Origin of the sequence: Pseudomonas helleri (assembly GCF_009600315.1) — a bacterium.
GTDB classification, from domain to species: Bacteria; Pseudomonadota; Gammaproteobacteria; order Pseudomonadales; family Pseudomonadaceae; genus Aquipseudomonas; species Aquipseudomonas helleri_A.
This window is the reverse complement of sequence record NZ_WIWC01000008.1, coordinates 116,047-140,141: the sequence shown is the minus strand read 5'-3', so window position 1 is coordinate 140,141 and position 24,095 is coordinate 116,047. Positions and strand designations below refer to the sequence as shown.

General features: G+C 57.5%; 22 protein-coding genes and 1 riboswitch. Of the genes, 13 read left to right on the top strand and 9 right to left on the bottom strand.

Annotated features, from left to right (window positions below; translation table 11 throughout):
* Positions 1-66 precede the first annotated feature (66 nt).
* The 4 genes from GHN86_RS07590 to GHN86_RS07575 all read right to left on the bottom strand — a co-directional run bounded on the left by GHN86_RS07590 (position 67) and on the right by GHN86_RS07575 (position 4,766).
* Positions 67-465: an META domain-containing protein gene (locus tag GHN86_RS07590; RefSeq protein WP_153376910.1), complete on the bottom strand. Its 399-nt coding sequence runs from the start codon at positions 463-465 to the stop codon at positions 67-69.
* Entirely contained in the window at positions 462-899 is a 438-nt protein-coding gene (locus GHN86_RS07585; protein ID WP_153376911.1) for a hypothetical protein, read from the bottom strand. Before GHN86_RS07585 ends, GHN86_RS07590 begins: the two co-directional genes overlap by 4 nt.
* Positions 900-949: 50 nt before the next feature.
* Entirely contained in the window at positions 950-1,939 is a 990-nt protein-coding gene (locus GHN86_RS07580; protein ID WP_153376912.1) for a 2-hydroxyacid dehydrogenase, read from the bottom strand.
* Positions 1,940-2,000: 61 nt separating this feature from the next.
* Positions 2,001-4,766 (bottom strand): response regulator, encoded by a 2,766-nt coding sequence (locus tag GHN86_RS07575; RefSeq protein WP_323369083.1) that lies wholly within the window; start codon positions 4,764-4,766, stop codon positions 2,001-2,003.
* A gap of 210 nt (positions 4,767-4,976) precedes the next feature.
* On the opposite strand from GHN86_RS07575, the gene GHN86_RS07570 reads away from it, so the two are divergent.
* From GHN86_RS07570 to GHN86_RS07540, 7 genes are all read left to right on the top strand, one after another.
* On the top strand, positions 4,977-5,705 hold the full coding sequence (locus tag GHN86_RS07570) for a response regulator transcription factor (RefSeq protein ID WP_153376914.1): 729 nt from the start codon (positions 4,977-4,979) through the stop codon (positions 5,703-5,705).
* Complete coding sequence (locus GHN86_RS07565; protein ID WP_153376915.1) at positions 5,695-7,065, top strand: sensor histidine kinase; 1,371 nt, start codon at positions 5,695-5,697, stop codon at positions 7,063-7,065. The genes GHN86_RS07570 and GHN86_RS07565 overlap by 11 nt, the downstream gene beginning before the upstream one ends.
* Positions 7,066-7,315: 250 nt before the next feature.
* Positions 7,316-8,221 (top strand): cysteine synthase CysM, encoded by a 906-nt coding sequence (gene cysM, locus GHN86_RS07560; RefSeq protein WP_153376916.1) that lies wholly within the window; start codon positions 7,316-7,318, stop codon positions 8,219-8,221.
* Positions 8,221-9,573, top strand: a complete 1,353-nt coding sequence (gene rlmD / locus GHN86_RS07555; protein WP_153376917.1) for a 23S rRNA (uracil(1939)-C(5))-methyltransferase RlmD — start codon at positions 8,221-8,223, stop codon at positions 9,571-9,573. Before cysM ends, rlmD begins: the two co-directional genes overlap by 1 nt.
* A 117-nt stretch (positions 9,574-9,690) precedes the next feature.
* Positions 9,691-11,946: a GTP diphosphokinase gene (gene relA / locus GHN86_RS07550; RefSeq protein WP_153376918.1), complete on the top strand. Its 2,256-nt coding sequence runs from the start codon at positions 9,691-9,693 to the stop codon at positions 11,944-11,946.
* A gap of 143 nt (positions 11,947-12,089) precedes the next feature.
* Positions 12,090-12,923: a nucleoside triphosphate pyrophosphohydrolase gene (mazG, locus tag GHN86_RS07545; protein ID WP_153376919.1), complete on the top strand. Its 834-nt coding sequence runs from the start codon at positions 12,090-12,092 to the stop codon at positions 12,921-12,923.
* Positions 12,924-12,945: 22 nt separating this feature from the next.
* A complete protein-coding gene (locus GHN86_RS07540) occupies positions 12,946-13,491 on the top strand; it encodes a DUF2058 domain-containing protein (protein WP_153376920.1) in 546 nt (181 codons plus the stop codon).
* A gap of 253 nt (positions 13,492-13,744) precedes the next feature.
* On the opposite strand, the gene GHN86_RS07535 is transcribed toward GHN86_RS07540, so the two are convergent.
* The 4 genes from GHN86_RS07535 to purM all read right to left on the bottom strand — a co-directional run bounded on the left by GHN86_RS07535 (position 13,745) and on the right by purM (position 16,619).
* Positions 13,745-13,927, bottom strand: coding sequence for a hypothetical protein (locus GHN86_RS07535; RefSeq protein WP_016779856.1), 183 nt, complete (start codon positions 13,925-13,927; stop codon positions 13,745-13,747).
* 261 nt (positions 13,928-14,188) lie between these two features.
* Positions 14,189-14,902 carry a DUF3108 domain-containing protein gene (locus tag GHN86_RS07530; protein ID WP_153376921.1) on the bottom strand — a complete coding sequence of 238 codons (714 nt, stop codon included), beginning with the start codon at positions 14,900-14,902 and terminating at the stop codon, positions 14,189-14,191.
* 8 nt (positions 14,903-14,910) lie between these two features.
* Positions 14,911-15,561, bottom strand: coding sequence for a phosphoribosylglycinamide formyltransferase (gene purN / locus GHN86_RS07525; protein WP_153376922.1), 651 nt, complete (start codon positions 15,559-15,561; stop codon positions 14,911-14,913).
* Entirely contained in the window at positions 15,561-16,619 is a 1,059-nt protein-coding gene (gene purM, locus GHN86_RS07520) for a phosphoribosylformylglycinamidine cyclo-ligase (protein WP_122784633.1), read from the bottom strand. The genes purN and purM overlap by 1 nt, the downstream gene beginning before the upstream one ends.
* Before the next feature lie 373 nt (positions 16,620-16,992).
* Between purM and GHN86_RS07515 the strand changes: the two genes are divergently transcribed.
* The 5 genes from GHN86_RS07515 to GHN86_RS07495 all read left to right on the top strand — a co-directional run bounded on the left by GHN86_RS07515 (position 16,993) and on the right by GHN86_RS07495 (position 21,577).
* A complete protein-coding gene (locus tag GHN86_RS07515) occupies positions 16,993-18,027 on the top strand; it encodes a DUF2066 domain-containing protein (protein ID WP_153376923.1) in 1,035 nt (344 codons plus the stop codon).
* Between the two features lie 31 nt (positions 18,028-18,058).
* Positions 18,059-19,132, top strand: a complete 1,074-nt coding sequence (locus tag GHN86_RS07510) for an AI-2E family transporter (RefSeq protein ID WP_153376924.1) — start codon at positions 18,059-18,061, stop codon at positions 19,130-19,132.
* Positions 19,133-19,355: 223 nt separating this feature from the next.
* Entirely contained in the window at positions 19,356-20,060 is a 705-nt protein-coding gene (gene hda, locus GHN86_RS07505; protein WP_122784630.1) for a DnaA regulatory inactivator Hda, read from the top strand.
* Positions 20,061-20,263: 203 nt separating this feature from the next.
* Complete coding sequence (locus GHN86_RS07500; RefSeq protein WP_153376925.1) at positions 20,264-20,896, top strand: C40 family peptidase; 633 nt, start codon at positions 20,264-20,266, stop codon at positions 20,894-20,896.
* Positions 20,897-21,040: 144 nt separating this feature from the next.
* On the top strand, positions 21,041-21,577 hold the full coding sequence (locus tag GHN86_RS07495) for a C40 family peptidase (protein WP_153376926.1): 537 nt from the start codon (positions 21,041-21,043) through the stop codon (positions 21,575-21,577).
* Between the two features lie 139 nt (positions 21,578-21,716).
* Here the strand turns inward: GHN86_RS07495 and GHN86_RS07490 are convergent, their stop codons facing one another.
* Complete coding sequence (locus tag GHN86_RS07490; RefSeq protein ID WP_153386309.1) at positions 21,717-23,024, bottom strand: PQQ-dependent sugar dehydrogenase; 1,308 nt, start codon at positions 23,022-23,024, stop codon at positions 21,717-21,719.
* Positions 23,025-23,150: 126 nt separating this feature from the next.
* A riboswitch (cobalamin riboswitch) is annotated at positions 23,151-23,395 on the top strand.
* 78 nt (positions 23,396-23,473) lie between these two features.
* Here GHN86_RS07490 and cobO point away from each other — a divergent pair.
* Positions 23,474-24,085, top strand: coding sequence for a cob(I)yrinic acid a,c-diamide adenosyltransferase (cobO, locus tag GHN86_RS07485; RefSeq protein ID WP_153376928.1), 612 nt, complete (start codon positions 23,474-23,476; stop codon positions 24,083-24,085).
* Positions 24,086-24,095 lie beyond the last annotated feature (10 nt).

Below are 24,095 nucleotides of genomic sequence, written 5' to 3'. Positions count from 1 at the left end.
CAAAAGCAGATCTGCGCACCATTACACCCCAGCCCTCCGGGAGAGGGCTGGGGTGAGGGGCCGCTTTTACTCAGGCCACAACCGCAACGGCTTGCCTTCAGCCGGCCAGAAGCGCACCTGCTCGATGGGCGAAATATCCCAACGCTGTACGGTTTGCAGGGCTTCGAAAAAGCGATGTTCCTGCTCCATCAGCGCAGGTGCGCAAGCCTTGCGCGTGCTGCCCACACCACCAAAGGAAAGCGTGTCACCGTCCAGGGTGTAAGGCGCAAACCAATGGTTGCAACCGCCGCTGCCATAGGCCCGGCCGCCTTCATCAAAGGTCACGGTCAAGTGGCTGCTATCAATCAATGGCCGCTCGCCAATCCACTCCACCACGTAGGTGTGGTTGTGCTGCAGCTGCACTGGGTCGCCTGCACACCCCACCAGGCTTGCGCCCAGCACGGCCATCAGGATCAGGCGTTTCATTGCGCGGCCTTTTGGCACTGTGGGCACAGGTGCTTGCTGCCTTCAGTGCTCCAGCCCAGCTCAGCGATTCGCGCACTGGCCGCAGGCTTTTGCGCTTTGGTGCCAAGCTTGGCGTCTACCGCAAACTCAAACTTCAGTTCTTTGGCGCAGGCGTCGCAGTTGACCTGCCACTGATGAATGGCCAACTCGCCGAAAGCTGGCCCCTTGGTCACGGCAACCCACTGACCGCGCGGGTTGATCAGGTGGCGTACTTTGTCGACGCTCAGGCGCATGGACAAATCCTTGCTGCCTTTAAGCGTCACAATCAGCACGTCGCCAGATTGAATCGAACCCCCGTTGCCGGTGACTTGATACAGACCCGGCGCCAATGCGCGGCATTCAATCAGGGTGTGCTGCGGGTTCAGCAGGCTGAAGCGGAAATCGTGTTCGACCATGGGTCCTCCAAATAGGCCGCTATGCTATCACGCGCCTGTGCTCTGGCCTTTCAACCTTCGATCAGGTTGTGCGGCGTGCCGTTTTTCCAGGCCGCAATATTGTCCAGCGTGATGCTGGCAATCGCACTCAGTGCCTCGCGCGTCAGAAAAGCCTGATGGGCGGTAATGATCACATTGGGGAAGGTCAGCAAGCGTGCCAGCACATCGTCCTGCAAGGGCAGGTCGGAGCGGTCTTCAAAGAATATCTGGGCTTCTTCTTCATAGACGTCCAGCCCCAGATAGCCTAACTGGCCAGTCTTCAGGGCTTCGATCAGCGCCGGTGTCTCGACCAACGCGCCGCGCCCGGTGTTGATCAGCATGGCGCCCCGTTTGAGGGTGGCGAGCGACTGGCTGTTGATCAAATGTTTGTTGTCGGCGGTCAGTGGGCAATGAAGGCTGATGATGTGCGAACCGGACAGCAGCTCTGGCAAGCTCACATAGTGCGCCCCCAGTGCCAGCAGCTCGGGGTTTGAATACGGGTCAAAGCACAGTAATTTGCAGCCGAAACCCACCATGATTTTGGCAAACGTGGCGCCGATCTGGCCGGTGCCGACTACGCCGACGGTTTTGCCCACCAGATCAAAGCCGGTCAGCCCGTGCAGGGTGAAATCGCCGTCGCGGGTGCGGTTATAGGCGCGGTGCAGGCGGCGGTTGAGCGCCAGAATCAAGGCCACGGCATGTTCAGCCACCGCATGCGGGGAGTAAGCAGGTACGCGTACCACGCTCAAGCCCAGGCGCTTGGCGGCGGGCAAGTCGATGTGATTGAAACCGGCCGAGCGCAGGGCGATCAAACGCGTACCGCCAGCGGCCAGTTGCTCCAGCACCGGGGCACTTAAATCGTCATTGATAAACGCACAGACCACTTCGTAATCATGGGCAATGGCTGCTGTTTCGAGACTCAGCCGCGCCGGCTGAAAGTGCAACTCAATACCGTCCGGCTGTTGAGCAGCGCTAAAACTGTCGCGGTCGTAAGTCTGGCAACTGAAAAGTATCGTGCGCATGGGTCATCCTTGAGATAAGCGAGTGGGGCCGCCGGGTTCATTGTAGTGACTTGCACGCGTTTTACGGCGTGCTTCGCGCCTCTTCAGCCAAGCGCGACATGGCTTCATCCAGTTCGTCCAGAGCGGTACTGGCGTGTGCACTGCCTTGTTTGAGCAGGGTTTCGCTACGCTGACAGGCGGCACGCAATTGCGGAACGCCGCAGTAGCGCGTCGCGCCGTGCAAGCGGTGAACGCGCTCAATCAGTGCATTGTTGTCATTGGCCTGACGCGATTGCTGGATCGCTTCACGGTCCGCTTCCAGTGATGCCAGCAGCATAGCCAGCATGTCGATGGCCAGGTCGGGCTTGCCTGCCGCCAGGCGCAACCCTTCATCAGGGTCGAGTACGGCCAGTTGGTTGCCGTGGTGGATCGGTTCATGGGTGTTGTCGATCACTTGGTTGCGCAGGGCCAGCCCCGTCCACTTCAACACCACTTGGGCCAATTGACGCTCGCTGATGGGCTTGGTCAGGTAGTCATCCATGCCGCTGTGAAGCAACGCGCGCTTTTCATTGGCCATCGCGTGAGCGGTCAACGCAACAATCGGCAGCGGCGTCAAATGTTGTTCACTTTCCCACTGACGTATGACTTCGGTGGTTTCACGTCCGTCCATGCCGGGCATTTGTACGTCCATGAGTACCAAATCGAAATCGTGGGACTTGACGGTTTTAACGGCGGCGTACCCGCTGTCCACCGCAATCACTTGAGCGCCCATGTCTTCCAGCAGGGTCTGCACCAGCAACAGGTTGGCCGGGTTGTCATCTACGCACAAAATCCGCGGTGCGCGGCTGGCCGTCGGCTCGCCTGGCTCGTGGCGCACGTGCTGCGGGTTGATCAAGTCAGCCAGCGCCCGGCGCAATTTTCGGGTGCACGCGGGTTTGGCCTGCAGTTGGCTGTGAGGGTTAGGCACCGATGCATTGAACAGGGCTTGCTCTGTGGTCGGGCACAACACCAGGACTTTGCAGTCCAGGTGCTCAAGATCCCATATGTGCTGGTTCAGACGCTCGGGCGGCATTTCGTGGGCGGTGACACCCAGCACTACCAAATGGATGGCGAGCGCGGTCTGATGGGCACTCGTCACACAATTGGTCAGGTTTTCGAGGCTGGTGAAGGGCGTAACTTCCAGCCCGCAATCTTCCAGTTGATGCTGCAGGGCCTGACGGGCCAGGTCGTGTTTTTCCAGCACCGCCACACGGCGGCCCAGCAGCGGCGCGCCGGGCAAGTCTTCGGCATCGTCGCGGGCTTTAGGCAGTTTGACGCTGATCCAGAACACCGACCCCTCACCGGGGGTGCTCTCTACGCCAATTTCGCCGCCCATCTGCTCAACCAGACGTTTGGAAATAACCAACCCCAGGCCGGTGCCGCCGGGTTGGCGAGACAGTGAGTTATCGGCCTGGCTAAAGGCCTGGAACAAAGCCCGCACATCCTGGCTGGTCAGACCAATGCCGGTGTCCTGAACACTGATGCGCAACTGGACGAAGCCTTCGGGTGTGTTGTCATCTTCGTCTTCGAGCATGGCCCGTACCGCAATGGTGCCCTCGCGGGTGAACTTGACCGCGTTGTTGACCAGATTGGTGAGGATCTGCTTGAGCCGCAACGGATCACCCATCAATGACAACGGCGTATCGCGGTACACCAGACTGACCAGTTCCAGATTTTTTTCATGGGCCGCCGGGGCCAGAATGGTCAGGGTGTCTTGTAACAAGTCACGCAGGTTGAACGGGATCGTGTCGAGCACCAGTTTGCCGGCCTCGATCTTCGAGAAATCGAGAATTTCGTTGATGATGCCGAGCAGGTTATCGGCCGACTTTTCGATGGTGCCCAAATAGTCGAATTGGCGGGGCGTCAGCTCGCTTTTTTGCAGAAGATGGGTAAAGCCCAGAATGCCATTGAGCGGGGTGCGAATTTCATGGCTCATATTGGCCAGGAATTCAGACTTGATGCGACTGGCCTCCAGCGCTTCCTTGCGGGCGAGGTCGAGTTCGAGGTTCTGGATTTCAATGGTTTCAAGGTTTTGACGTACATCTTCAGTGGCTTGATCGACGCTGTGTTGCAGTTCTTCCTGCGCATTTTGCAGGGTTTCGGCCATGCGATTAATACCCGATGCCAGCTCATCCAGCTCATGGCTGCCCAGCGGCGGCAAGCGGGTGTGTAACTGGCCATCCTTGAGTTGCGCCACGGCTTGTTTGATTCGGTCCAGCGGGTCATTGATGGTGCGGCTCATGCGTAACGCCAGCAAGGTGGTAAACACCAGCCCAGCGCCGATCAGCAACAAACTGGCAAACAGGCTGCGATACCCGCGCAGCAACATATTGTTGTGCGAGAGTTCAAGCTCGACCCATCCCAGCAAGCGATGAGCTTCGTTGGGGATAATGTCGCCTGCGAGGTTGCGATGGCGGCCAAATACGGGCAGTAGATAGCGAGTGGCATCGACATCCGAACGTTGCAGCAACTGGGTGCTGTTGCCCAAGGGCGGCAGGTTAAGCATGCTCGGGCCAGCATGGACGAGGGGTTGATGATTGGCGCTCAGAAACGCCACCGCCCGAACATCGGGTTGTTCCAGGGCTTCAGTCGCAATTCGGTTCAACAGTGCGGTGTCATTGCGGCCCATTGCGGGCGCTACCAAAGGCGCAAGCTGTTCGGCGATCATTTCACCGCGTTGCAGCAGTTGGGATTCCAGTTCCGACTGCTGCAACCAGGTGAAGTAACCTCCGAGGACCATTGCCATCAAGGAGACGGGCACTAGCGTGAGCAGCAACACACGGCCTTTGATACCCAGGTTCTTAAGCACGCACTTCTCCAGCCGACATTCTTTTTAAGCGTTTCCTGAGCATCCCGCACAGGTTTGCCCGCAGTGTAGCCATTTGCAGCAGGGCAAATCTTCGAAAATTTTCGATAGCGTTCAGTCGTGTGACCTCAATCAGCCTTTGTTTAGCATGGCGGTTGCTAGCAATGGCTCAATCTTGAATAATCGCCGATTGAGAATGACTTGCAGACGCAAATGAATCCCGTAGATGTTATTCGCTCCCGGCTTCTGGCCATTGAAGACGACCCCGTATTAGGTGCCTATCTGCATGAGCAATTGGTGCGTTGCGGGTTCGACGTCGTCTGGTGTCAGAACGGGCAGGAGGGGTTGGCACAGGCCCGCCAAGGGCATTTCGATGTGGTCTTGATGGATATTCTGCTGCCGGGTATGAACGGCTTGCAGGTGCTGACGCAATTGCGACAGACCCACAGCCTGCCGGTGATTTTAATGTCTGCGCTGGGGGCTGAAGCGGATCGCATCAGCGGCTTTCAGCTGGGCGCTGATGACTATTTGCCCAAACCGTTCAGCGTGGCCGAATTGCGGGTACGGATTCAGGCCATCCTGCGGCGTGTTGCGCTGGATCGCATGCCCCGGCAAATCCCGGCGGTGCAGCCTTTAACCAGCGACAACGAGCTGCTGTTCGACGAAATCAGGTCCGACGTGAGTTTTGCTCAACAATGGGCAGGGCTGACGCGCAGTGAGTTTCGCCTGCTGGACACCTTGCAGCGCAACCTTGATGAAGTGCTGAGCAAGGCGTTTCTTTATCAGCAGGTATTGCAACGCGGTTATGCGGCCCATGACCGCAGCCTGGACATGCATATCAGCCAAATCCGCCGAAAACTCAAAGTCATGGGCTACCACGCCCGCGAAGTCCGTACGGTGTGGGGCAGGGGTTATGTCTTGAGTGCCAGTGATGGGTTTTAAGCTTCCGGGTAAACATTCAGTGTTCTGGAAACTCGCGTGCTTGCTGGTTGCCTTCTGTTTGCTGATGATCTGGCTCAGTTGGTCATGGGGGCGCTATATGGACAAGCGCACGGCCTATTTGACCGAACCGGCACGCGATACCTTGCTGCGTTACGCGGGTGAAGCCGAGCAAGCGTGGCAGACGGGCCAGCAAGCGGGTATCGATCACTGGATCTATACGATGGGCCCTAAAGAGCCGGGCTGGATTGGCGTGGTCGGCCCGGGATTGCAGTCGTTGAGCAGTTACCCTCTGAGTGACTCGGAAAGTCAGCATTTGACATTCTTACGCGGCCTGAACTGGCCCATGAGCCATCTCAAGTCAACGCGGCCGTGGATGAAAATCCCCTTTCCCGGTGATAGTGCCGCGGGGAGTCTGATCATCGAACTGCCCAGACGTTTTATGCCGGGGTATTCACAGCGGATTTGGCGGGTGGTGACTAACGGCTTGATTCCGGGTCTGCTGACCTTATTGCTGTGCGCGGGGTTGTACCGCGTTCTGATCATGCCGCTCAATCAACTTAGGGCACAGGCCAATGCATGGCGGGCGGATCAGTTGCACACGCGCCTGTCGAGTCAGACCACCAGTCGTCAGGATGAATTGGGCGATCTGGGGCGCGCATTCGATCAGATGTCCGAACGCTTGCAAACCACGGTCAGCCAACAGCAACAACTGTTGCGCGATTTGTCCCATGAATTGCGTACGCCCTTGAGTCGGTTGCGCGTGGCCTGCGACAGCGAGCAGGGGGTTGACGCGCTCCGTGAACGCTTGAGTCGTGAAGTGGACGGCATGCAGCGGCTGGTGGATGACACCTTGCAACTGGCCTGGCTGGACGCAGAGCGCGGCATGTTGCCGGTCGAAGACATTCAGGTACAGGCGCTATGGGAAATACTCACTGAAAATGCTCGGTTTGAGAGTGCTTGGCCTTCATCCAGATTGCCCTGTTTTGTAGGGGCAGACTGCTGGGTGCAGGGGCACCTCAATAGCTTGGCGCAGGCGATGGAAAACATCCTGCGCAATGCCATTCGTCATTCGCCTGACGACGGTATTGTCAGTCTCAGCGGGCAGCGTGAAGGTGATCAATGGCATTTGTGGATTGATGATCAGGGCGGTGGTGTTGCGCCAGAGGAATTGGAGCGGATTTTCGCACCCTTTATCCGGCTCGATGGTTCGCGGCCTGGGGATGGCGGTTTTGGTCTGGGCCTGAGTATCGCGCGCAATGCGTTGCGCCTTCAGGGCGGCAGTTTGTGGGCCGAGAATGTCGGTGAGGGGCTGCGGGTGCACTTGCGTTTGGCTGCGCGGCTGGAAGCTCCCTCACCCTAGCCCTCTCCCAGAGGGAGAGGGGACTGAATGGGGTGATTTCGCAAAGTGTTGTTCAATCCATAATCGCCGCTCGGATTCAGGTCTGAGACGCTCGCCATACACTGCGGTCTGTGCCCTCTCCCTCCGGGAGAGGGCTAGGGTGAGGGCTTGCTTATAGCCTTTAACCATAAGCACCGCACTTTGCGTGATATGGGCTATCGGCGTTTGTCGGTATGATGTGCGCCCCCGCGGTCTGGATTGCGAATACGCCATGACATTGCAGTACCCCACTATCGCCGATTGCGTCGGCAACACTCCGCTGGTGCGCTTGCAGCGCCTGGCTGGAGATACCACCAACACCTTGCTGCTCAAGCTCGAAGGGAACAACCCTGCGGGCTCGGTCAAGGACCGTCCGGCCCTGTCGATGATCAGCCGCGCAGAAGCGCGTGGCCAGATCCAGACGGGCGACACCTTGATCGAAGCCACCTCGGGTAATACCGGGATTGCGCTGGCGATGGCTGCAGCCATCAAGGGCTACAAGATGATCCTGATCATGCCCGACAACTCCAGCGCCGAGCGCAAGGCGGCCATGACCGCTTATGGTGCCGAGCTGATTCTGGTCAGTCAGGAGGAGGGCATGGAAGGTGCCCGTGATCTGGCCGACAAGATGCAAGCTGAAGGCCGCGGCAAGGTGCTCGATCAGTTCGCCAACGGCGACAATCCTGAGGCGCACTACGCCAGCACCGGCCCGGAAATCTGGCGCCAGACCGAAGGCACGATCACTCACTTCGTCAGCTCCATGGGCACCACGGGCACCATCATGGGTGTTTCGCGCTACCTCAAAGAGCAAAACCCGCAGGTGCAGATCGTCGGTTTGCAGCCGATGGAAGGTGCCGCCATTCCGGGCATCCGCCGTTGGCCCACTGAGTATTTGCCCAAGATCTACCAGTCCAGCCGAGTTGATCGCATTGTTGACATGGCCCAGCGCGAAGCCGAGGACGTGATGCGGCGTCTGGCCCGCGAAGAAGGAATTTTCTGTGGCGTGTCCTCGGGCGGTGCTGTGGCAGCCATGCTGCGCCTGTCACAAGAAGTTGAAAACGCAGTACTGGTCGCGATCATTTGCGACCGCGGCGACCGTTACCTGTCGACCGGAATCTACGATGAGCCGACTAACTGATGGCTAAGCAAGAAAGGGGTCTGCGCTTCCAGCCTGCTGGCGGCACCAAGGCCCCACAAGTGCCCGTGGGCAAGAAACAACGTTTGAGCATCGAACGTCTGGCCAACGATGGACGCGGTATTGCGTTTGTTGAAGGTCGCACCTGGTTTGTGTCCGGCGCATTGGCCGGTGAAGAGGTCGAAGCTCGGGTGCTGGGTGCCCACGGCAAAGTGGTTGAAGCCCGTACTGAACGTGTTTTCAAGGCCAGCGAGACGCGTCGCGTGGCGCCATGCGAGCTGGCTGGAAAGTGCGGCGGTTGCAGCGTGCAACACCTGCCCCATTCCGAACAGCTTGCACTGAAACAGCGCATGCTCGCCGAGCAACTGTCCCGCGTGGCCGGGGTCGAACCTCAAGAGTGGGCGCCAGCGCTGACCGGGCCTGAGTTTGGCTACCGTCGTCGCGCCCGCATTGCCGTGCGTTGGGATCAACGGGCCAAGCGCCTGGACGTCGGTTTCCGGGCTGCGGGCAGCCAGGACATCGTCGCAATTGATCACTGTTTAGTGCTGGTACAGGCTTTGCAACCTATCATGAGTGGGTTGCCCGCGATGTTGCGGCAACTGAGCAATCCGAAGGCGCTGGGCCATGTCGAACTGTTCAGTGGTTCTGCAATCGCTGTTTTATTGCGCCATATGGCGCCGCTTAACGAAGCAGATATGGGCGTGTTGCAGGCTTTTTGTCAGATGCACAACGCCCAATTGTGGTTGCATGGCGAAGATCAGCCGCAGCCTCTCGATGCACACCAGGGGTTGGGCTACCGTTTAGAGCAGTGGGGGTTGGAACTGGCGTATCGTCCTGGCGACTTTGTGCAGGTCAATGCGGGGGTTAACGAAGCGATGGTGGCTCAGGCACTGGAGTGGCTGGCACCGCAAGCCGACGAGCGGGTGCTTGACCTGTTTTGTGGGCTGGGTAACTTCGCATTGCCGTTGGCCCGTCAGGCGCGTGAAGTCGTCGCGGTCGAAGGTGTTGCGACGATGGTCGAACGCGCCGCGCAGAATGCAGTGAGCAATAACCTGCATAATGTCGCGTTTTATCAGGCTGACTTGTCGCAGCCGCTGGAAAACGAAGAGTGGGCCAAAGACGGCTTTGCTGCCGTATTGCTCGATCCACCCCGCGATGGCGCCTATGAAGTCGTGCGCAAGCTGTCCGGCCTGGGGGCCAAACGATTGGTGTATGTGTCGTGTAATCCGGCCACGCTGGCACGCGACACCGTTGAGTTGATGAAACAGGGTTATCGGTTAAAACGTGCCGCAATCCTCGATATGTTCCCGCAAACCGCGCATGTCGAGGCGATGGCGTTATTTGAAGCAGACTAGGATGTCTGTCTATTTCGACGGGCCCGCAACCCGCGCTACTGGCCCTGTAGCGTGCGGTTGGGATTTGGGCCGGTGATTTCGGCGCACTGAACGTGCGCTGTAGGGAAGGTAAGCAAGATGGTACAGGTCAGAGCACACCAGCCGATCAACACCGACGGCAGTCTCAACCTCGAGGCATGGCTGGATCATGCGGTGAGTGTCGATGTGGCGCTGGACCGCGAAGCCTTGAAGGAAGCGTGCGAATACGCGCGCGAGGCTGAGCAACAAGCCAATGCAGCAAAAAATTTGTGGACGGAAGGCACGTCGAGCTTTCGCACCGGGCTGGAAATTGCGGAAATTCTCGCGGATCTCAAACTGGATCAGGATTCTCTGGTCGCGGCGATTTTGTACCGCGGCGTGCGTGAGGGGCAGATTCAGCTCCCGGCAGTGAGTCAACGTTTTGGTCCGGTGGTGACCAAATTGATTGACGGCGTGTTGCGCATGGCGGCCATCAGCGCCAGCCTCAGCCCACGTCAATCGATGGTACTGGGCTCGCAGGGGCAGGTTGAAAACCTGCGCAAGATGCTGGTGGCCATGGTTGATGACGTGCGTGTCGCACTGATCAAACTGGCTGAGCGCACCTGCGCGATTCGTGCCGTTAAGAATGCACCCGACGAAAAGCGCAATCGCGTGGCCCGCGAGGTCTTCGATATTTATGCGCCGCTGGCGCACCGTTTGGGCATCGGCCATATCAAGTGGGAGCTGGAGGACTTGTCCTTCCGCTACCTTGAGCCTGAACAGTACAAACAAATTGCCACCTTGTTGCATGAGCGTCGCCTTGATCGCGAGCGCTTTATCAGTGACGTGATGAACCAGCTGCGCACTGAGCTGGAAGCCACCGGGGTGACGGACGCCGACATCAGCGGCCGGGCCAAGCATATCTATTCCATCTGGCGAAAAATGCAGCGCAAGGGCCTGGCCTTCAGCCAGATCTACGACGTGCGTGCGGTGCGGGTGCTGGTCCCGGAGATGCGCGATTGCTACACAGCGCTGGGGATCGTCCACACGTTGTGGCGGCACATTCCCAAAGAGTTCGACGACTACATCGCCAACCCCAAAGAGAACGGCTACCGCTCGTTGCACACGGCGGTTATCGGCCCTGAGGGCAAGGTGCTGGAAGTGCAGATCCGCACCCACGCCATGCATGAAGAGGCTGAGCTGGGGGTGTGCGCGCACTGGCGCTACAAGGGCACCGACGTCAAGGCCGGGTCCAACCAGTACGAAGAAAAAATCTCCTGGTTGCGTCAGGTGCTGGAATGGCACGAAGAACTGGGCGATATCGGCGGTCTGGCTGAGCAGCTGCGGGTCGATATAGAGCCGGATCGGGTCTATATCTTCACCCCTGACGGACACGCCATTGACCTGCCGAAGGGCGCGACACCGCTGGATTTCGCCTACCGGGTACACACCGAAATCGGCCATAACTGCCGTGGCGCCAAGATCAACGGGCGAATTGTACCGCTCAATTACACCCTGCAAACCGGCGAGCAAGTCGAGATCATCACCAGCAAACATGGCACGCCGAGCCGAGACTGGTTGAACCCGAACCTGGGTTACATCACCACGTCGCGGGCGCGGGCCAAGATTGTTCACTGGTACAAGCTGCAAGCCCGTGATCAGAACGTGGCCGCTGGCAAGACCTTGCTTGAACGTGAGCTGGGGCGTTTGGGCTTGCCGGGCGTGGATTACGAAAAGCTCGCCGACAAAGCCAACATGAAAACCGCCGAGGACATGTACGCCGCTCTCGGCGCCGGCGATTTGCGCTTGGCACAGCTGATCAATCTGGCCCAGCAACTGGTCGAGCCTGAACGCGGCAGCGAGCAGATGGAGCTGATCCCGCGTAAAGCCACGGGTTACAAACCGGGCAAGCGTGGCGACATTCAGATCGAGGGTGTGGGCAACTTGCTGACGCAAATGGCCGGTTGCTGCCAGCCGCTGCCGGGCGATGCAATTGTCGGTTACATCACTCAGGGGCGGGGTGTGAGCATTCACCGTCAGGATTGCGCATCGGTGTTGCAGCTGGGCAGTCGCGAGCCGGAACGGATCATTCAGGTCAACTGGGGGCCGATCCCGGTATCGACCTACCCGGTCGATATCGAAATCCGTGCCTACGATCGTTCGGGGTTGCTGCGAGACGTGTCGCAAGTGCTGCTTAACGAGCGGATCAACGTATTGGCGGTCAACACCCGCTCGAACAAAGAAGACAACACTGCGTTGATGTCTCTGACCATCGAGATTCCGGGGCTGGATGCATTGGGGCGTTTGCTGGGGCGTATTTCGCAACTGCCAAACATCATCGAAACCCGCCGTATCGGGCGCAGCGAAGCCCGCTGATCCGTAGCAGCTGCCGAAGGCTGCGTTCGGTCTGGTAACGCGGTCTGTCAGTGACGACGCGTTATCAGGGGGAGCGAAGGCTGCGTCGCCGAACGCAGCCTTCGGCAACGGCTAAAGGGTATGCGTTCAGATAGAGATCATTTATGTACACACTCGACGACCTGCTTCACCTCATGGCCCGTCTACGCGACCCGCAGTACGGCTGCCCGTGGGACATCAAGCAAACCTACGCCACCATCGTGCCTTATACCCTGGAAGAAGCTTACGAGGTCGCTGATGCGATCGAACAAGGCGACTTCGAGCATTTGCAGGGTGAGCTAGGTGATCTCCTGTTTCAAGTGGTGTATTACAGCCAACTGGCCCGTGAAGAAGGGCGTTTTGAGTTCGCCGGAGTGATCGACAGCATCACCCGCAAGCTGATCCGCCGCCACCCCCACGTGTTCCCGACGGGCGACCTGTACGCGCCACTGGATGTGCCGCGCCTGAGTGAAGAGCAGGTCAAACAGCGTTGGGATGAAATCAAGGCCCAAGAGCGCGCCGAGAAGTCCGCCGCTCCTGAGCAGTTGTCCTTGCTTGACGATGTGCCGGTGGCGCTGCCGGCCTTGTCCCGTGCGGCCAAATTACAAAAGCGTGCCGCGCAGGTCGGTTTCGACTGGCCCGGCGCCTTGCCAGTGTTGGACAAGGTGCGTGAAGAGCTGGATGAAGTGCTCGAAGCCATGGCTGACAACGATTCGGCAGCCATCCGTGACGAGGTGGGCGACCTGCTGTTTTCAGTGGTCAACCTTGCCCGTCACCTCAAAGTTGACCCTGAAACCGCCTTGCGTGGTGCAAATGCTAAATTTGACCGACGTTTCCGGTTTATCGAGCAGGCATTGCGCGATACCCTGCGTCCCATTGAAGATTGCACCCTTGAAGACCTGGACGCCCTGTGGGGTGAAGCCAAGCGCCAGGAAAAGAATTTGCCCAGCTGCGGCTGAGCTTGCCTAAGTGAGTAGATAGATGAGCATTTCCCTACGCGACCAGTTGCTCAAAGCCGGACTGGTCAACGAAAAGCAGGCCAAACAGGCCGGTAAAGAAAAGCAAAAGCAGCAACGTCTGGCCCACAAAGGTCAGATCGAGCTGGACGACACCCAGCAACGTCTAGCGGCAGAAGCCAAGGCCGAGAAGCTTAAGCGCGATCAGGAGCTCAACCGCCAGCAGCAGGAAAAGGTCGAGCAAAAGGCCCGCGCTGCCCAGATCAAACAGTTAATCGAAGTCTCGCGTCTGCCCAAGCTGAACACCGAGGACTACTACAACTTTGTGGATGACAAAAAGGTCAAACGCCTGTCGGTCAACACCTTGATGCGCAACAAGTTGGCCAATGGTTCGCTGGCCATCGTGCAGCACCAGGGCGGCTACGAAGTGATACCCCGTGAAGCGGCGCTTAAGATTCAGGAGCGTGATCCGCGGCGGATTGTGCAGCTCAACATCCTCGTCGAGCCGAAAACCCCGGAAGAAGACGATCCGTACGCGGCGTACCAGATTCCTGATGACTTGATGTGGTAATCCACAAATTCTCCTGGCAACGAAAAAACTGTAGTCGCTGACGAGGAACGAAGGCTGCGATCGGCGGCGCAGCCGTCGTAAACCCATTCAATCCGGTACAGCAGCTAAAACGTCAGTGGCCGGTTTGCGATCGCTTCGCGACCGAACGCAGCCTCGCGCTGCTCGTCAGCGGCTACACAAACATCGCGAGCCCGGATACAACAAACCCCGCTTCGGCGGGGTTTGTGTTTTTCAAGACTGTAGTTTCAGTGAATCATGCCTGGCGTTTCTGCGCTTCCAGCTTTTCCAGCTCGGCTTTATAGCTGTGAGCGTCGCTTTCGCGGTGGAACATGCCCACCAAAATGTCTTCTTGATGGACATCCCACAGGTGAACACCGTGGGCAACCAGTTGGTGGAACATACGTGAATCGTCGCGCTCAGTTACTTTAATAGTCATCTGTTTGCTCCCAATTCTGAAGAAGGCCTGCGGCAAGGCGTCGCAGGCCTTCTTTATAGAATCTGTTAGCTCCCTACGTAAATAGCTAAGGGCGCGGCTGTCATGTTGCGCAAAAGCACTGAATGGCTACAGCCCTTTGTGGGCGGGGTGTTTACGAATTCGAGCGATAGTTTTATGACAAAAGTTTCATGTTTCTAGCGTTTCAGACGAAAAAAAACCCCGCCGAAGCGAGGTTTTCAGGTGGACATCCAAGGCAGAAAATTAATCGCCTTTAACGGTTTTTCCACCCACCGTGCCGTCCAGCAGCATGATGTTGTATTCCTTGCCGTCTGTTTCGACCTGTTGCAGGCGAACCAGCAGCGAATCCCATTTAGGGGCAAACCACATCACGGTCGTGCGTTTGTTCTTGGTCGGATCGCGAACACGTTCGACTTTGATCGCATCAATGGAGCCAGCCTTGGTTTCGACCTTTTCCGGGCCGAGCACGCGGAAGTCATAGGTATCGACGTCTTCGCCTTCAACCACCTGATAGCTCATGCTTTTTTTGCCGGCAGCCACATCACGCTGCAACGCCAGCTGATAAGTGGACTTGTCGAGCATGCCGGAAATCAGTGGCAGTTTGACCGGGTCCTTGTTCTCTGTGCCGGTCACCATTTTGGTGGCCCAGTCAAAGTCCAGATTGACCTTCTTGGCTTTGCCCAAGCCGCCGCGCTCGAAGGTATAGGTCAACGGCAGCAAGCTGTTGTTCTCAACCTTGAAGGTGCTGGTTTCGGTCAGGCTGGCAATCATCATGGAGGCCTTGAAATTCAAGGTCCAGTTGCCGTCACTGTTTTTGGTCAGGCTGCGCTCGGCAGAACCGCTCATGGGCAACTGTTTCCAGTCGGCGGTGTAGCTGGCGGTGAAAGGCTGAAGATCGGCCGCCTGCACTGCTGGAATAGCCAGCAGGCTGAGGGCGAGGAGCAGGGCACGACGCATAATGTCTCCTAGGTTCGTATCAAGTGGCCGCTGGCCGCAAGTAATTGACCGTCTAATAATGCGCCTTGTTCGTCAAGTGACAAACGCCCTTCGGCAAACCAGCGCACTGCAAGAGGATAGATCCTGTGTTCCTGTGCGTGAACCCGTTGGGCCAGGCGTTGGGCTGAGTCGTCAGACTCTACCGGTATCACTGCCTGTACGACCAGAGGCCCGCCATCGAGTTCCTCGGTGACGAAGTGAACACTGCACCCGTGTTCGCGATCACCGGCATCCAGCGCGCGCTGGTGGGTGTGCAGCCCTTTGTATTTGGGCAGCAGCGAAGGGTGGATGTTGAGCAGTCGCCCCTGGTAGTGACGCACGAAATCAGCGCTGAGGATGCGCATGAATCCGGCCAGAATCACCAGTTGCGGTTTGAATGTGTCGATGACTTCGATCAGTGCAGCATCGAAGGCCTCGCGGCCCTCGAATGCTTTGTGATCCAGTACGCGGGTAGCGATACCCGCGTCTTTGGCGCGTTGCAGGCCGTAGGCGTCGGCGCGGTTGGAAATCACCGCGCGCAGAGTGGCCGGGCTGTCCTTGACGTCATCGCTGTCGATCAAGGCCTGCAAGTTGCTGCCGGTGCCGGAAAGCAGCACCACCACATCACAGGTATCAGGCATTAGTGTGCCTTGATGTTTTGCAGCTCAACTTGTGCAGCACCTTCAGCGGCGGTTGCGATCTGGCCGATGACCCAAGGCTGCTCGCCAGCTTCACGCAGCACGTTCAGCGCGGTCTCAACGTCGGCCTGAGCCACGCAGATCACCATGCCAACGCCGCAGTTCAGCACGCGGTGCATTTCGTGCTCGTCGACATTGCCTTGTGCTTGCAGCCAGTCGAAAACAGCCGGACGCTGCCAGCTGGCAACATCAACCACGGCTTGCGCGCCTTTTGGCAGAACGCGCGGGATGTTGTCCAGCAGGCCACCACCGGTGATGTGGGCCATGGCTTTAACCACACCGGTTTCTTTGATCAGCTTGAGCAGCGGCTTGACGTAGATACGGGTTGGCGCCATCAGCAGGTCGGTCAGTGGTTTGCCGTCGAGCTGGATGTTTTCGATGTCGGCACCCGACACTTCGATGATCTTGCGGATCAGCGAGTAACCGTTGGAGTGCGGGCCAGAGGACGGCAGGGCGAGCAGGGCGTCGCCCGTCGCAACTTTAGAGCCGTCGATGATTTCGGATTTTTCGACTACGCCCACGCAGAAACCGGCGAGGTCATAGTCTTCGCCTTCGTACATGCCAGGCATCTCTGCGGTTTCGCCGCCTACCAGCGAGCAACCGGACAGTTCACAGCCAGCGCCGATGCCGGTGACCACTTGGGTGGCGGTTTCGACGTTGAGCTTGCCAGTGGCGTAGTAGTCGAGGAAGAACAGAGGTTCTGCGCCGCAAACGATCAAGTCGTTCACGCACATGGCCACCAGGTCGATACCGATGCTGTCGTGTTTGTTCAGGTTCAGTGCCAGACGCAGCTTGGTGCCTACGCCATCGGTGCCGGAAACCAGAACAGGCTGCTTGTAGCCAGCCGGGATTTCGCAGAGGGCGCCAAAACCGCCGAGGCCGCCCATCACTTCCGGGCGTGCAGTGCGCTTGGCCACGCTCTTGATGCGTTCGACCAATGCTTCACCGGCGTCGATGTCTACACCGGCGTCTTTGTAGCTCAGGGATGGTTGCTTGCTCATAATCCAGGCCTTTAGGGGGGATTCGGGGGTATCGACCGAGTTCAGAGGGCGGGTTTGCGCAGGCTCAAGGGATGAAACAGAGCACTGGCAGGGCGCCCGACTGTCGCCGGTCTGCGAAGGCGCGCGATTTTATCAGGCTTGAAGGGCAGCGGCCATCCTCGGGCCGACGGGTAGGGGCATATCTGCCAAAAAAACCTTTTTTCACCCGTGTCAGGAAGCTTGTAATAAGGTATAGCCGCAGTGTTTTGATTTTTTATGACCGAATGAAAACGGCGATGCGTCAGTGAATGATTCGGCCGCGGGCCTGTCTGACACCTTATCGAGTGTTTTTATACGGCTTTTCAATAGTGTTATTGGCCGTCAGGAATTTTTAATGCGTTTTCATCAATTTATCGCTGTGGGTTGTTTATCTTTTTTCAGTTTGGCCAGTCACGCTGAAATTCTTACGGGGCTGTACCAAGTGCGCGAGCCGGTAACCAGTCAAACACCTGAGGAGCGTACCCAGGCCACGCAAAAAGCCTTGGAAACATTGGTGTTGCGATTGACTGGGGATGCCAAGGCGCTGCAAAACCCGGCTCTGGAAGCCATCCGCAAAGATCCTCAACAGATTATTAGCCAATACGGCTATGACGCGGGCCCGCCCGAAAGTCTGCAGGTCGACTTTGACCCCGTGAGCACCGATCGTGCCTTGCGTCAGGCCGGGCTGTCCTTGTGGGGCAGCAATCGTCCCGCGCTGCTGGGATGGTGGTTGAGCGATTCGGTTGAAGGCTCAAGCCTGGTGGGCGATGGTCAGTCAGCCGCCGACCCGTTGCGCCGTGCCGCGCAGCATCGCGGCCTGCCGTTGCGTTTACCCTTGGCGGACTTGAGCGAGCAGTTGGTGGGCACTGCAGAGAATCTTGAGGGCAGTAATCCCGCTCCGTTGAAAGAGGCATCCGAGCGTTACGGGGCTGATGCGCTTCTGGCTGTTCACGCTCGCGAAGACGATGGCAAGTGGGCTGCCAAGTGGCGCTTGTGGGTGGGCGATCAGCAAGAGCAAGGCAGTGCCGAGGCGCCAGATCAAGCTGCGCTGGCCGATGCAGTCATGCTTCAGGTGAGCCAGCGTCTGGCGCCGCGTTACGCGGTCAAACCGGGCGTCGCCACAGAGCAGATGTTGCAAGTTCAGGGTATGAATCTTGAGCACTACGCTCAAATGGGCCGTTTACTGGAACCCTTTGGCGGCCAACTTCAACGCATTGAAGGTGATCGTGCTGTTTATCGGGTAAACGGCAGCACCGAGCAATTGCGCTCACAGCTGGGCTTGGCTCAGTTGCGCGAAGTGCCGGCTGATCAGGCGCCTGCTGTATCCGCCGACGGGCAAGCGTCAGCACCCGCTGGTGAGTCGGCCGGGCAGTTACGATTTAGCTGGTAAGGCTTCTCTTCTATATAAAGGATGATCGTTCATGACGGATTCGCGGCGATGGGTGTGGTGGGGCGTAGTGTTGGCTGCAATCCTTTTCGTCTATTTTTTGCATGCCATACTCACGCCGTTTCTGGTCGCGGTGGTACTGGCCTATATGTTCGACCCGGTTGTTGACCGGCTGGAAAAGTACGGCTTTTCAAGAACATGGGGTGTTGTAACGGTTTTTACGCTGTTTACTGTCATTTTGGTGGCGTTGTTGCTGGTGCTTGTGCCCTTGCTGGCCAAGCAATTGATGAAGCTTTATCAATTGGCCCCGCTGGTGCTCGATTGGCTGCAACATACTGCCATGCCCTGGGTGCAAGCCAAATTCGGCTTGGGTGATTCTTTCTGGAACTTCGACAAGATCAAGGCCGCCATCACCGAGCATATCGGGCAGGCGGGTGACATTGTCGGTGCCGTGCTTTCACAGGCGACTACTTCAAGCCTTGCTCTGGTCGGTTTTTTGGCCAATCTGGTGCTGATTCCTGTTGTTGCGTTCTACCTGCTCCGTGACTGGGACATCATGCTGGCTAAAATCCGCAGCCTTCTGCCCCGTGATCGCGCTGATAAAATTGTGTCACTGGCCGAAGAATGCCATGACGTGCTGGGCGCATTTTTACGTGGGCAGTTGTTGGTGATGCTGGCGTTGGGCGTTATCTATTCAGCCGGGTTGATGCTGCTGGGATTGGACTTGGGTCTGATCATCGGTCTGATGGCCGGTCTGGCGGCGATTGTTCCTTATATGGGCTTTATCATCGGCATTGGCGCCGCACTGATCGCAGGTTTGTTCCAGTTCGGCGGCGATCTGTACCCGATGCTGGGCATCGTGGCGGTGTTTATGGTCGGGCAGGCGCTTGAAGGCATGGTGCTCACCCCTTTGCTGGTGGGGGACCGAATTGGTCTGCACCCGGTCGCGGTTATATTTGCGATTTTGGCCGGTGGTGAGTTATTTGGTTTTACCGGTGTACTGCTGGCTTTGCCAGTGGCTGCCGTCATCATGGTTCTCGTACGCCATATGCACGATATGTATAAAGATTCTCAAGCCTTCAAGGGCGAAGAAGACCCCGAGTTGTAAAGCGTCACGCTGTGATAAGGCGGGTCATCCTCGGGTGAACCCGCCTTTTTTGTAGGGACGCAAGCTCGCTTGGTGTCAGAAAAAACTCAACCATTCCAGACTGTTAACGCAAACCTTTGATTTTGTTCGTGGTCTGTTACATTGTGCGCCCGGCTACACGGGTATAAACTTTGCAAACTTTACACAGAGGCCACTAACGGTTCGCTTGAACTGTTCAGTCAGCATGAAACCGATTCAGCTGCCCCTAGGTGTGCGTCTGCGTGATGACGCTACCTTCATAAACTATTACCCAGGCGCCAATGCCGCTGCACTCGGCTATGTCGAACGTCTGTGCGAAGCCGACGCCGGTTGGACAGAAAGCCTGATCTACCTTTGGGGCAAGCATGGGGTAGGGCGTACGCATTTGCTCCAGGCCGCCTGTCTGCGTTTTGAGCAAATGGGAGAGCCTGCGGTATACCTGCCGCTGGCTGAACTGCTGGATCGCGGCATTGAAATCCTCGATAACCTTGAACAGTACGAACTGGTCTGCCTGGATGATCTTCAGGCCGTAGCGGGGCGTGCTGATTGGGAAGAGGCGCTGTTCCACCTGTTCAATCGTCTGCGTGACAGTGGCCGTCGCCTGTTGATTGCCGCTTCTGCCTCCCCTCGCGAGTTGCCGATAAAACTCGCTGACCTTAAGTCCCGACTGACGCTTGCGCTGATTTTCCAGATGCGCCCCTTGTCTGACGAAGACAAATTACGTGCCTTGCAATTACGTGCATCGCGCCGAGGCCTGCACCTGACTGACGAAGTAGGGCACTTCATATTGACTCGCGGCACCCGCAGCATGAGTGCGCTGTTCGATCTTCTGGAGCGTCTGGATCAGGCCTCCCTGCAAGCGCAACGAAAATTGACCATCCCCTTCCTCAAAGAAACCCTCGGCTGGTAACACGTCGCAAGCAATGCGTCTGTGTCGTCCCATTGGGCACTCTCCATCGGTGAATCGATAGACGCAAAAGCTATTGACAAAGGTTTTGACCCTCACATGTCACGATAAAACCGAAGAGTCACATTTTTATCGATTGAATTTGCAAATGAGGATCATAGAAGGCATAGTCGCGGCTACTTTTTCCACAAGACACGGTCGTGCCCATGCTAAAGCGCTTTGCACCCCTCGTGCCCCTCGCACTGGTTACCTTGTTGTTTGGCTGTGCTGCACACACGCCGGTTTCGCAGCAAGTGGTTGAACAATCAGCTCAAAAAACATCGGTATCGCAGACTTCCGCTCTTTATCAGGAAGAACTGGCCACCGAAAAAGAACTCGAACAGTTTTCCGAGAACAGCAAGCCTTACGAATTGCCGGCTTTGGCTGACAGCATTCTTGAGCGCGGCATGTCCTTGATCGGTACCCGATACCGGTTTGGCGGCACTTCTGAGGCTGGCTTTGATTGCAGCGGGTTTATCGGCTACTTGTTCCGCGAAGAAGCCGGCATGCAACTGCCGCGTTCCACGCGTGAAATGATCAACGTTAAAGCACCGCTGGTCGCCCGCAACAACCTCAAGCCAGGTGACTTGTTGTTCTTCAGCACCAATGGCCGTGGTCGTGTCAGCCATGCCGGGATTTACCTGGGCGATGACCAGTTTATCCACTCCAGCAGCCGCCGCAGCGGTGGTGTGCGGATCGATAATCTCGGTGATTCCTACTGGAGCAAGACCTTTATCGAAGCCAAGCGTGCTCTGGCAATGGCACCCGCCAATCCTGCGAGCGTAGTTGCCCGCAAGTAAAGTTAAAGTCTTACTTGAAGTTTGGATTCTAAGGGCTAGAATTCAGTCGCAATGTTAAATTCTTGAAGCCGCGAAGGTGCCCCCTGTCGCGGCTTCAGGTTTCGCGGCCCCAGTTGCCGTATCCAGAATCAGGAAGTTCTGTTTATGTCGACCATGGCCCGCGCAACACTTCTGACTCTAGCAGCATTGCTCAGTGCCTGCGCCACTCCTCCACCGCCTGCCCCTGTCGCCAAACCGGTTGTGTTCAGTACTGTCCCGGAAGAAATATCGCCGATTGCCGCCGATGTGCTGTTTCGTGCGTTCAGTCTGGTAGGCACGCCCTATCGCTGGGGTGGCAACACGCCAGATTCCGGGTTTGATTGCAGCGGGTTGATCAAGTACGTCTATAACGACATGGCGGGTATATCGTTGCCACGCACCACGCGCGAGATGATCGTGATGAGGGCGCAGAATGTGGGCAAGGACAAACTGCAAACCGGTGATCTGTTGTTCTTCGCCACCAACGGCGGTTCGCAGGTCAGTCATGCAGGTATCTATGTGGGTGAAGGTCGATTCGTCCATGCACCTGCGACCGGCGGCACGGTCAAGCTGGACAGCCTGTCCAAAGCCTATTGGCAAAAAGCCTATCTGAACGCCAAGCGCGTGCTGCCGACCGAACAGCATCTGGCGCGTCTTCCATAACTGTAAGCCGTTAAAAGCCCCTCACCCCAACCCTCTCCCAGAGGTAGAGGGGGCAGATGTGCGGTAATAGCGAATTTCCTGTGAGCAGTCCCCTCTCCCTCTGGGAGAGGGCTAGGGTGAGGGTTGGCTTGCCGAGCACCTACTTCGCTGACACACGCCACACCGTATTGCCCACATCATCGGCAACCAATAAGTTTCCTTGCTTATCAATCACTACCCCGACCGGACGACCCTGGGCTTTTTCATCCGCATTTAGAAAGCCGGTCAGCACATCGACCGGCATGCCGCTCGGTTTACCTTCTGCAAACGGTACAAAAATCACCTTGTAGCCACTGTGCGGTTTACGGTTCCAGGAACCGTGCTGGCCTACAAATGCGCCTTCTTTAAACTCGGGTAACTGACTGCCGTCGGCGAAGGTCAGGCCCAATGAGGCGGTATGGGGGCCCAAGGCATAATCAGGGGCAATGGCTTTGGCGACCAACTCCGGATTTTGCGGATTCACCCGACTGTCCACATGCTGCCCGTAATAGCTGAAAGGCCAGCCATAGAATCCGCCGTCTTGCACCGAGGTCATGTAGTCAGGCACCAGGTCACTGCCGATTTCATCCCGTTCATTCACGGCCGTCCAGAGTTTGCCAGTCTTGGGTTCCCAGGCCATGCCATTGGGGTTACGCAACCCGGACGCGAAAATACGATGATTGCCAGTCGCCGGATCAACTTCCCAGATCGCAGCTCGACCTTCTTCCTTGTCCAGACCGTTCTCGCCCACGTTGCTGTTGGAGCCCACGGTCACATACAGTTTTTTACCGTCGGGGCTGGCGATAACGTTTTTGGTCCAGTGATGGTTGAGTGGGCCGCCCGGCAGGTCGACGATTGTGGTGGGCTTGCCACTGATGGATTGCTCGCCGGTTTGATAGGGGAAGCGCAGCAACTTGTCCGAGTCAGCCACGTAAAGATCGTTACCAACCAACGTCATGCCGAAAGGCGAGTTGAGGTTGTCGATAAACACTGTACGGGTGTCGGCAATGCCGTCATGGTCAGTGTCGCGCAACAAGGTGATCCGGTTCGCGCTCGGTACACCGGCCCCGGCACGGCCCATGACCTTCTCCATGACCCAGCCTCGAATGCCTTTGCTGTCATCCGGTTTCGGCGGCGCATTGGTCTCGGCCACCAGCACATCGCCGTTGGGTAAGACATAGAGCCAGCGCGGATGATCCAGGTCTTGCGCAAAAGCCGCCACCTTCAAGCCTGGTGCGGCAACGGGCGCAGCACCGGAGGGCCAGCCAATGGCCGGGGCGATGTTCACGGTCGGGATCAATGTCTTGTTCGGTTCCGGCAATTTCGGGGATGTGCCTGTCCCGTCAGACACTTGCAAGGTTGAGCTTTCGCCGCAGGCCGCTAATCCTGCTGCAAGTATGATGACGACCGCGTGCTGGCGTTTGAGCATGTGACATCTCCAGGGCTGTAGGGCTTGTTATCGGTAGAGGCATGCACGTGTCCAATGGTTCATTGCAGGTGTGACATGGCGTCTGAAGTACCGGCTTTAATTGACGCTCCCCCCCCAACCCTCTAACCTTCGCGGCTTGTTTCAGGTGCTCTGCAGCCCATGGTTGGCCGAGTGAAACAGGGAAGCCGGTGAAGGCGACTGTGATCACCACAGCGACCACGATCCCGGCGCTGCCCCCGCAACGGTAAATGAGTAAAAGCCGCGCAAGTGCCACTGTGTTTTTTCACGGGAAGGCGCACGGCCAAGGGCTGCTCTATTAATGAGCTGCTCGCTTATGAGCCCGGAGACCGGCCTGATCCATCCAGCACTCTCGCGGCGGGCGATGCAGTGTGATTGTAGAATTCCCCCCGCCTCCCGTTTGCTTAATTCAGCCCCAACGGAGAGCTGCCATGAATGAATCCCCTGAACGTGACGAGCGTCACCTGGCGCGCATGTTGCGCAAAAAAGCAGTCATGGATGAGCGCATTGCCAGCTCGCCAAACGAATGCGGCTTGCTGCTGGTATTGACTGGTAATGGCAAAGGTAAAAGCAGCTCAGCATTTGGCATGCTGGCTCGAGCCATGGGCCACGGCATGCAATGCGGCGTGGTGCAGTTCATCAAGGGCCGCAACAGCACCGGCGAGGAAATTTTCTTCCGCCGTTTCCCTGAACAAGTTCGGTATCACGTCATGGGCGAAGGGTTTACCTGGGAAACCCAGGACCGCCAGCGTGACATCGCTGCTGCCGAAGCGGCGTGGCAAGTGTCTCGCGAAATGCTGCGCGATCCGGCCATCGGCCTGGTGGTGCTGGATGAGCTGAATATTGCGCTCAAGCACGGTTATCTCGACCTTGAGCAGGTGTTGAGCGACCTGCAAGCCCGGCCGCCGATGCAGCATGTGCTGGTCACCGGCCGTGGCGCCAAACCTGAATTGATTGATCTGGCCGATACGGTGACTGAAATGGGCGTTATCAAACACGCTTTTCAAGCCGGTATCAAAGCCCAGAAAGGCATCGAATTGTGAGTGTTGAAGC

Coding starts and splice junctions, on each gene's coding strand:
- GHN86_RS07530 (WP_153376921.1), bottom strand. CDS start 14,902: ATGCGTCGTGCCCTGCTCCTCGCCCTCAGCCTGCTGGCTATTCCAGCA.
- purM (WP_122784633.1), bottom strand. CDS start 16,619: ATGAGCAAGCAACCATCCCTGAGCTACAAAGACGCCGGTGTAGACATC.
- cobO (WP_153376928.1), top strand. CDS start 23,474: ATGAATGAATCCCCTGAACGTGACGAGCGTCACCTGGCGCGCATGTTG.
- GHN86_RS07500 (WP_153376925.1), top strand. CDS start 20,264: ATGCTAAAGCGCTTTGCACCCCTCGTGCCCCTCGCACTGGTTACCTTG.
- GHN86_RS07510 (WP_153376924.1), top strand. CDS start 18,059: ATGACGGATTCGCGGCGATGGGTGTGGTGGGGCGTAGTGTTGGCTGCA.
- GHN86_RS07565 (WP_153376915.1), top strand. CDS start 5,695: ATGGGTTTTAAGCTTCCGGGTAAACATTCAGTGTTCTGGAAACTCGCG.
- rlmD (WP_153376917.1), top strand. CDS start 8,221: ATGGCTAAGCAAGAAAGGGGTCTGCGCTTCCAGCCTGCTGGCGGCACC.
- GHN86_RS07590 (WP_153376910.1), bottom strand. CDS start 465: ATGAAACGCCTGATCCTGATGGCCGTGCTGGGCGCAAGCCTGGTGGGG.
- GHN86_RS07495 (WP_153376926.1), top strand. CDS start 21,041: ATGTCGACCATGGCCCGCGCAACACTTCTGACTCTAGCAGCATTGCTC.
- mazG (WP_153376919.1), top strand. CDS start 12,090: ATGTACACACTCGACGACCTGCTTCACCTCATGGCCCGTCTACGCGAC.
- GHN86_RS07540 (WP_153376920.1), top strand. CDS start 12,946: ATGAGCATTTCCCTACGCGACCAGTTGCTCAAAGCCGGACTGGTCAAC.
- GHN86_RS07490 (WP_153386309.1), bottom strand. CDS start 23,024: ATGCTCAAACGCCAGCACGCGGTCGTCATCATACTTGCAGCAGGATTA.
- GHN86_RS07515 (WP_153376923.1), top strand. CDS start 16,993: ATGCGTTTTCATCAATTTATCGCTGTGGGTTGTTTATCTTTTTTCAGT.
- purN (WP_153376922.1), bottom strand. CDS start 15,561: ATGCCTGATACCTGTGATGTGGTGGTGCTGCTTTCCGGCACCGGCAGC.
- cysM (WP_153376916.1), top strand. CDS start 7,316: ATGACATTGCAGTACCCCACTATCGCCGATTGCGTCGGCAACACTCCG.
- GHN86_RS07535 (WP_016779856.1), bottom strand. CDS start 13,927: ATGACTATTAAAGTAACTGAGCGCGACGATTCACGTATGTTCCACCAA.
- GHN86_RS07580 (WP_153376912.1), bottom strand. CDS start 1,939: ATGCGCACGATACTTTTCAGTTGCCAGACTTACGACCGCGACAGTTTT.
- relA (WP_153376918.1), top strand. CDS start 9,691: ATGGTACAGGTCAGAGCACACCAGCCGATCAACACCGACGGCAGTCTC.
- hda (WP_122784630.1), top strand. CDS start 19,356: ATGAAACCGATTCAGCTGCCCCTAGGTGTGCGTCTGCGTGATGACGCT.
- GHN86_RS07585 (WP_153376911.1), bottom strand. CDS start 899: ATGGTCGAACACGATTTCCGCTTCAGCCTGCTGAACCCGCAGCACACC.
- GHN86_RS07570 (WP_153376914.1), top strand. CDS start 4,977: ATGAATCCCGTAGATGTTATTCGCTCCCGGCTTCTGGCCATTGAAGAC.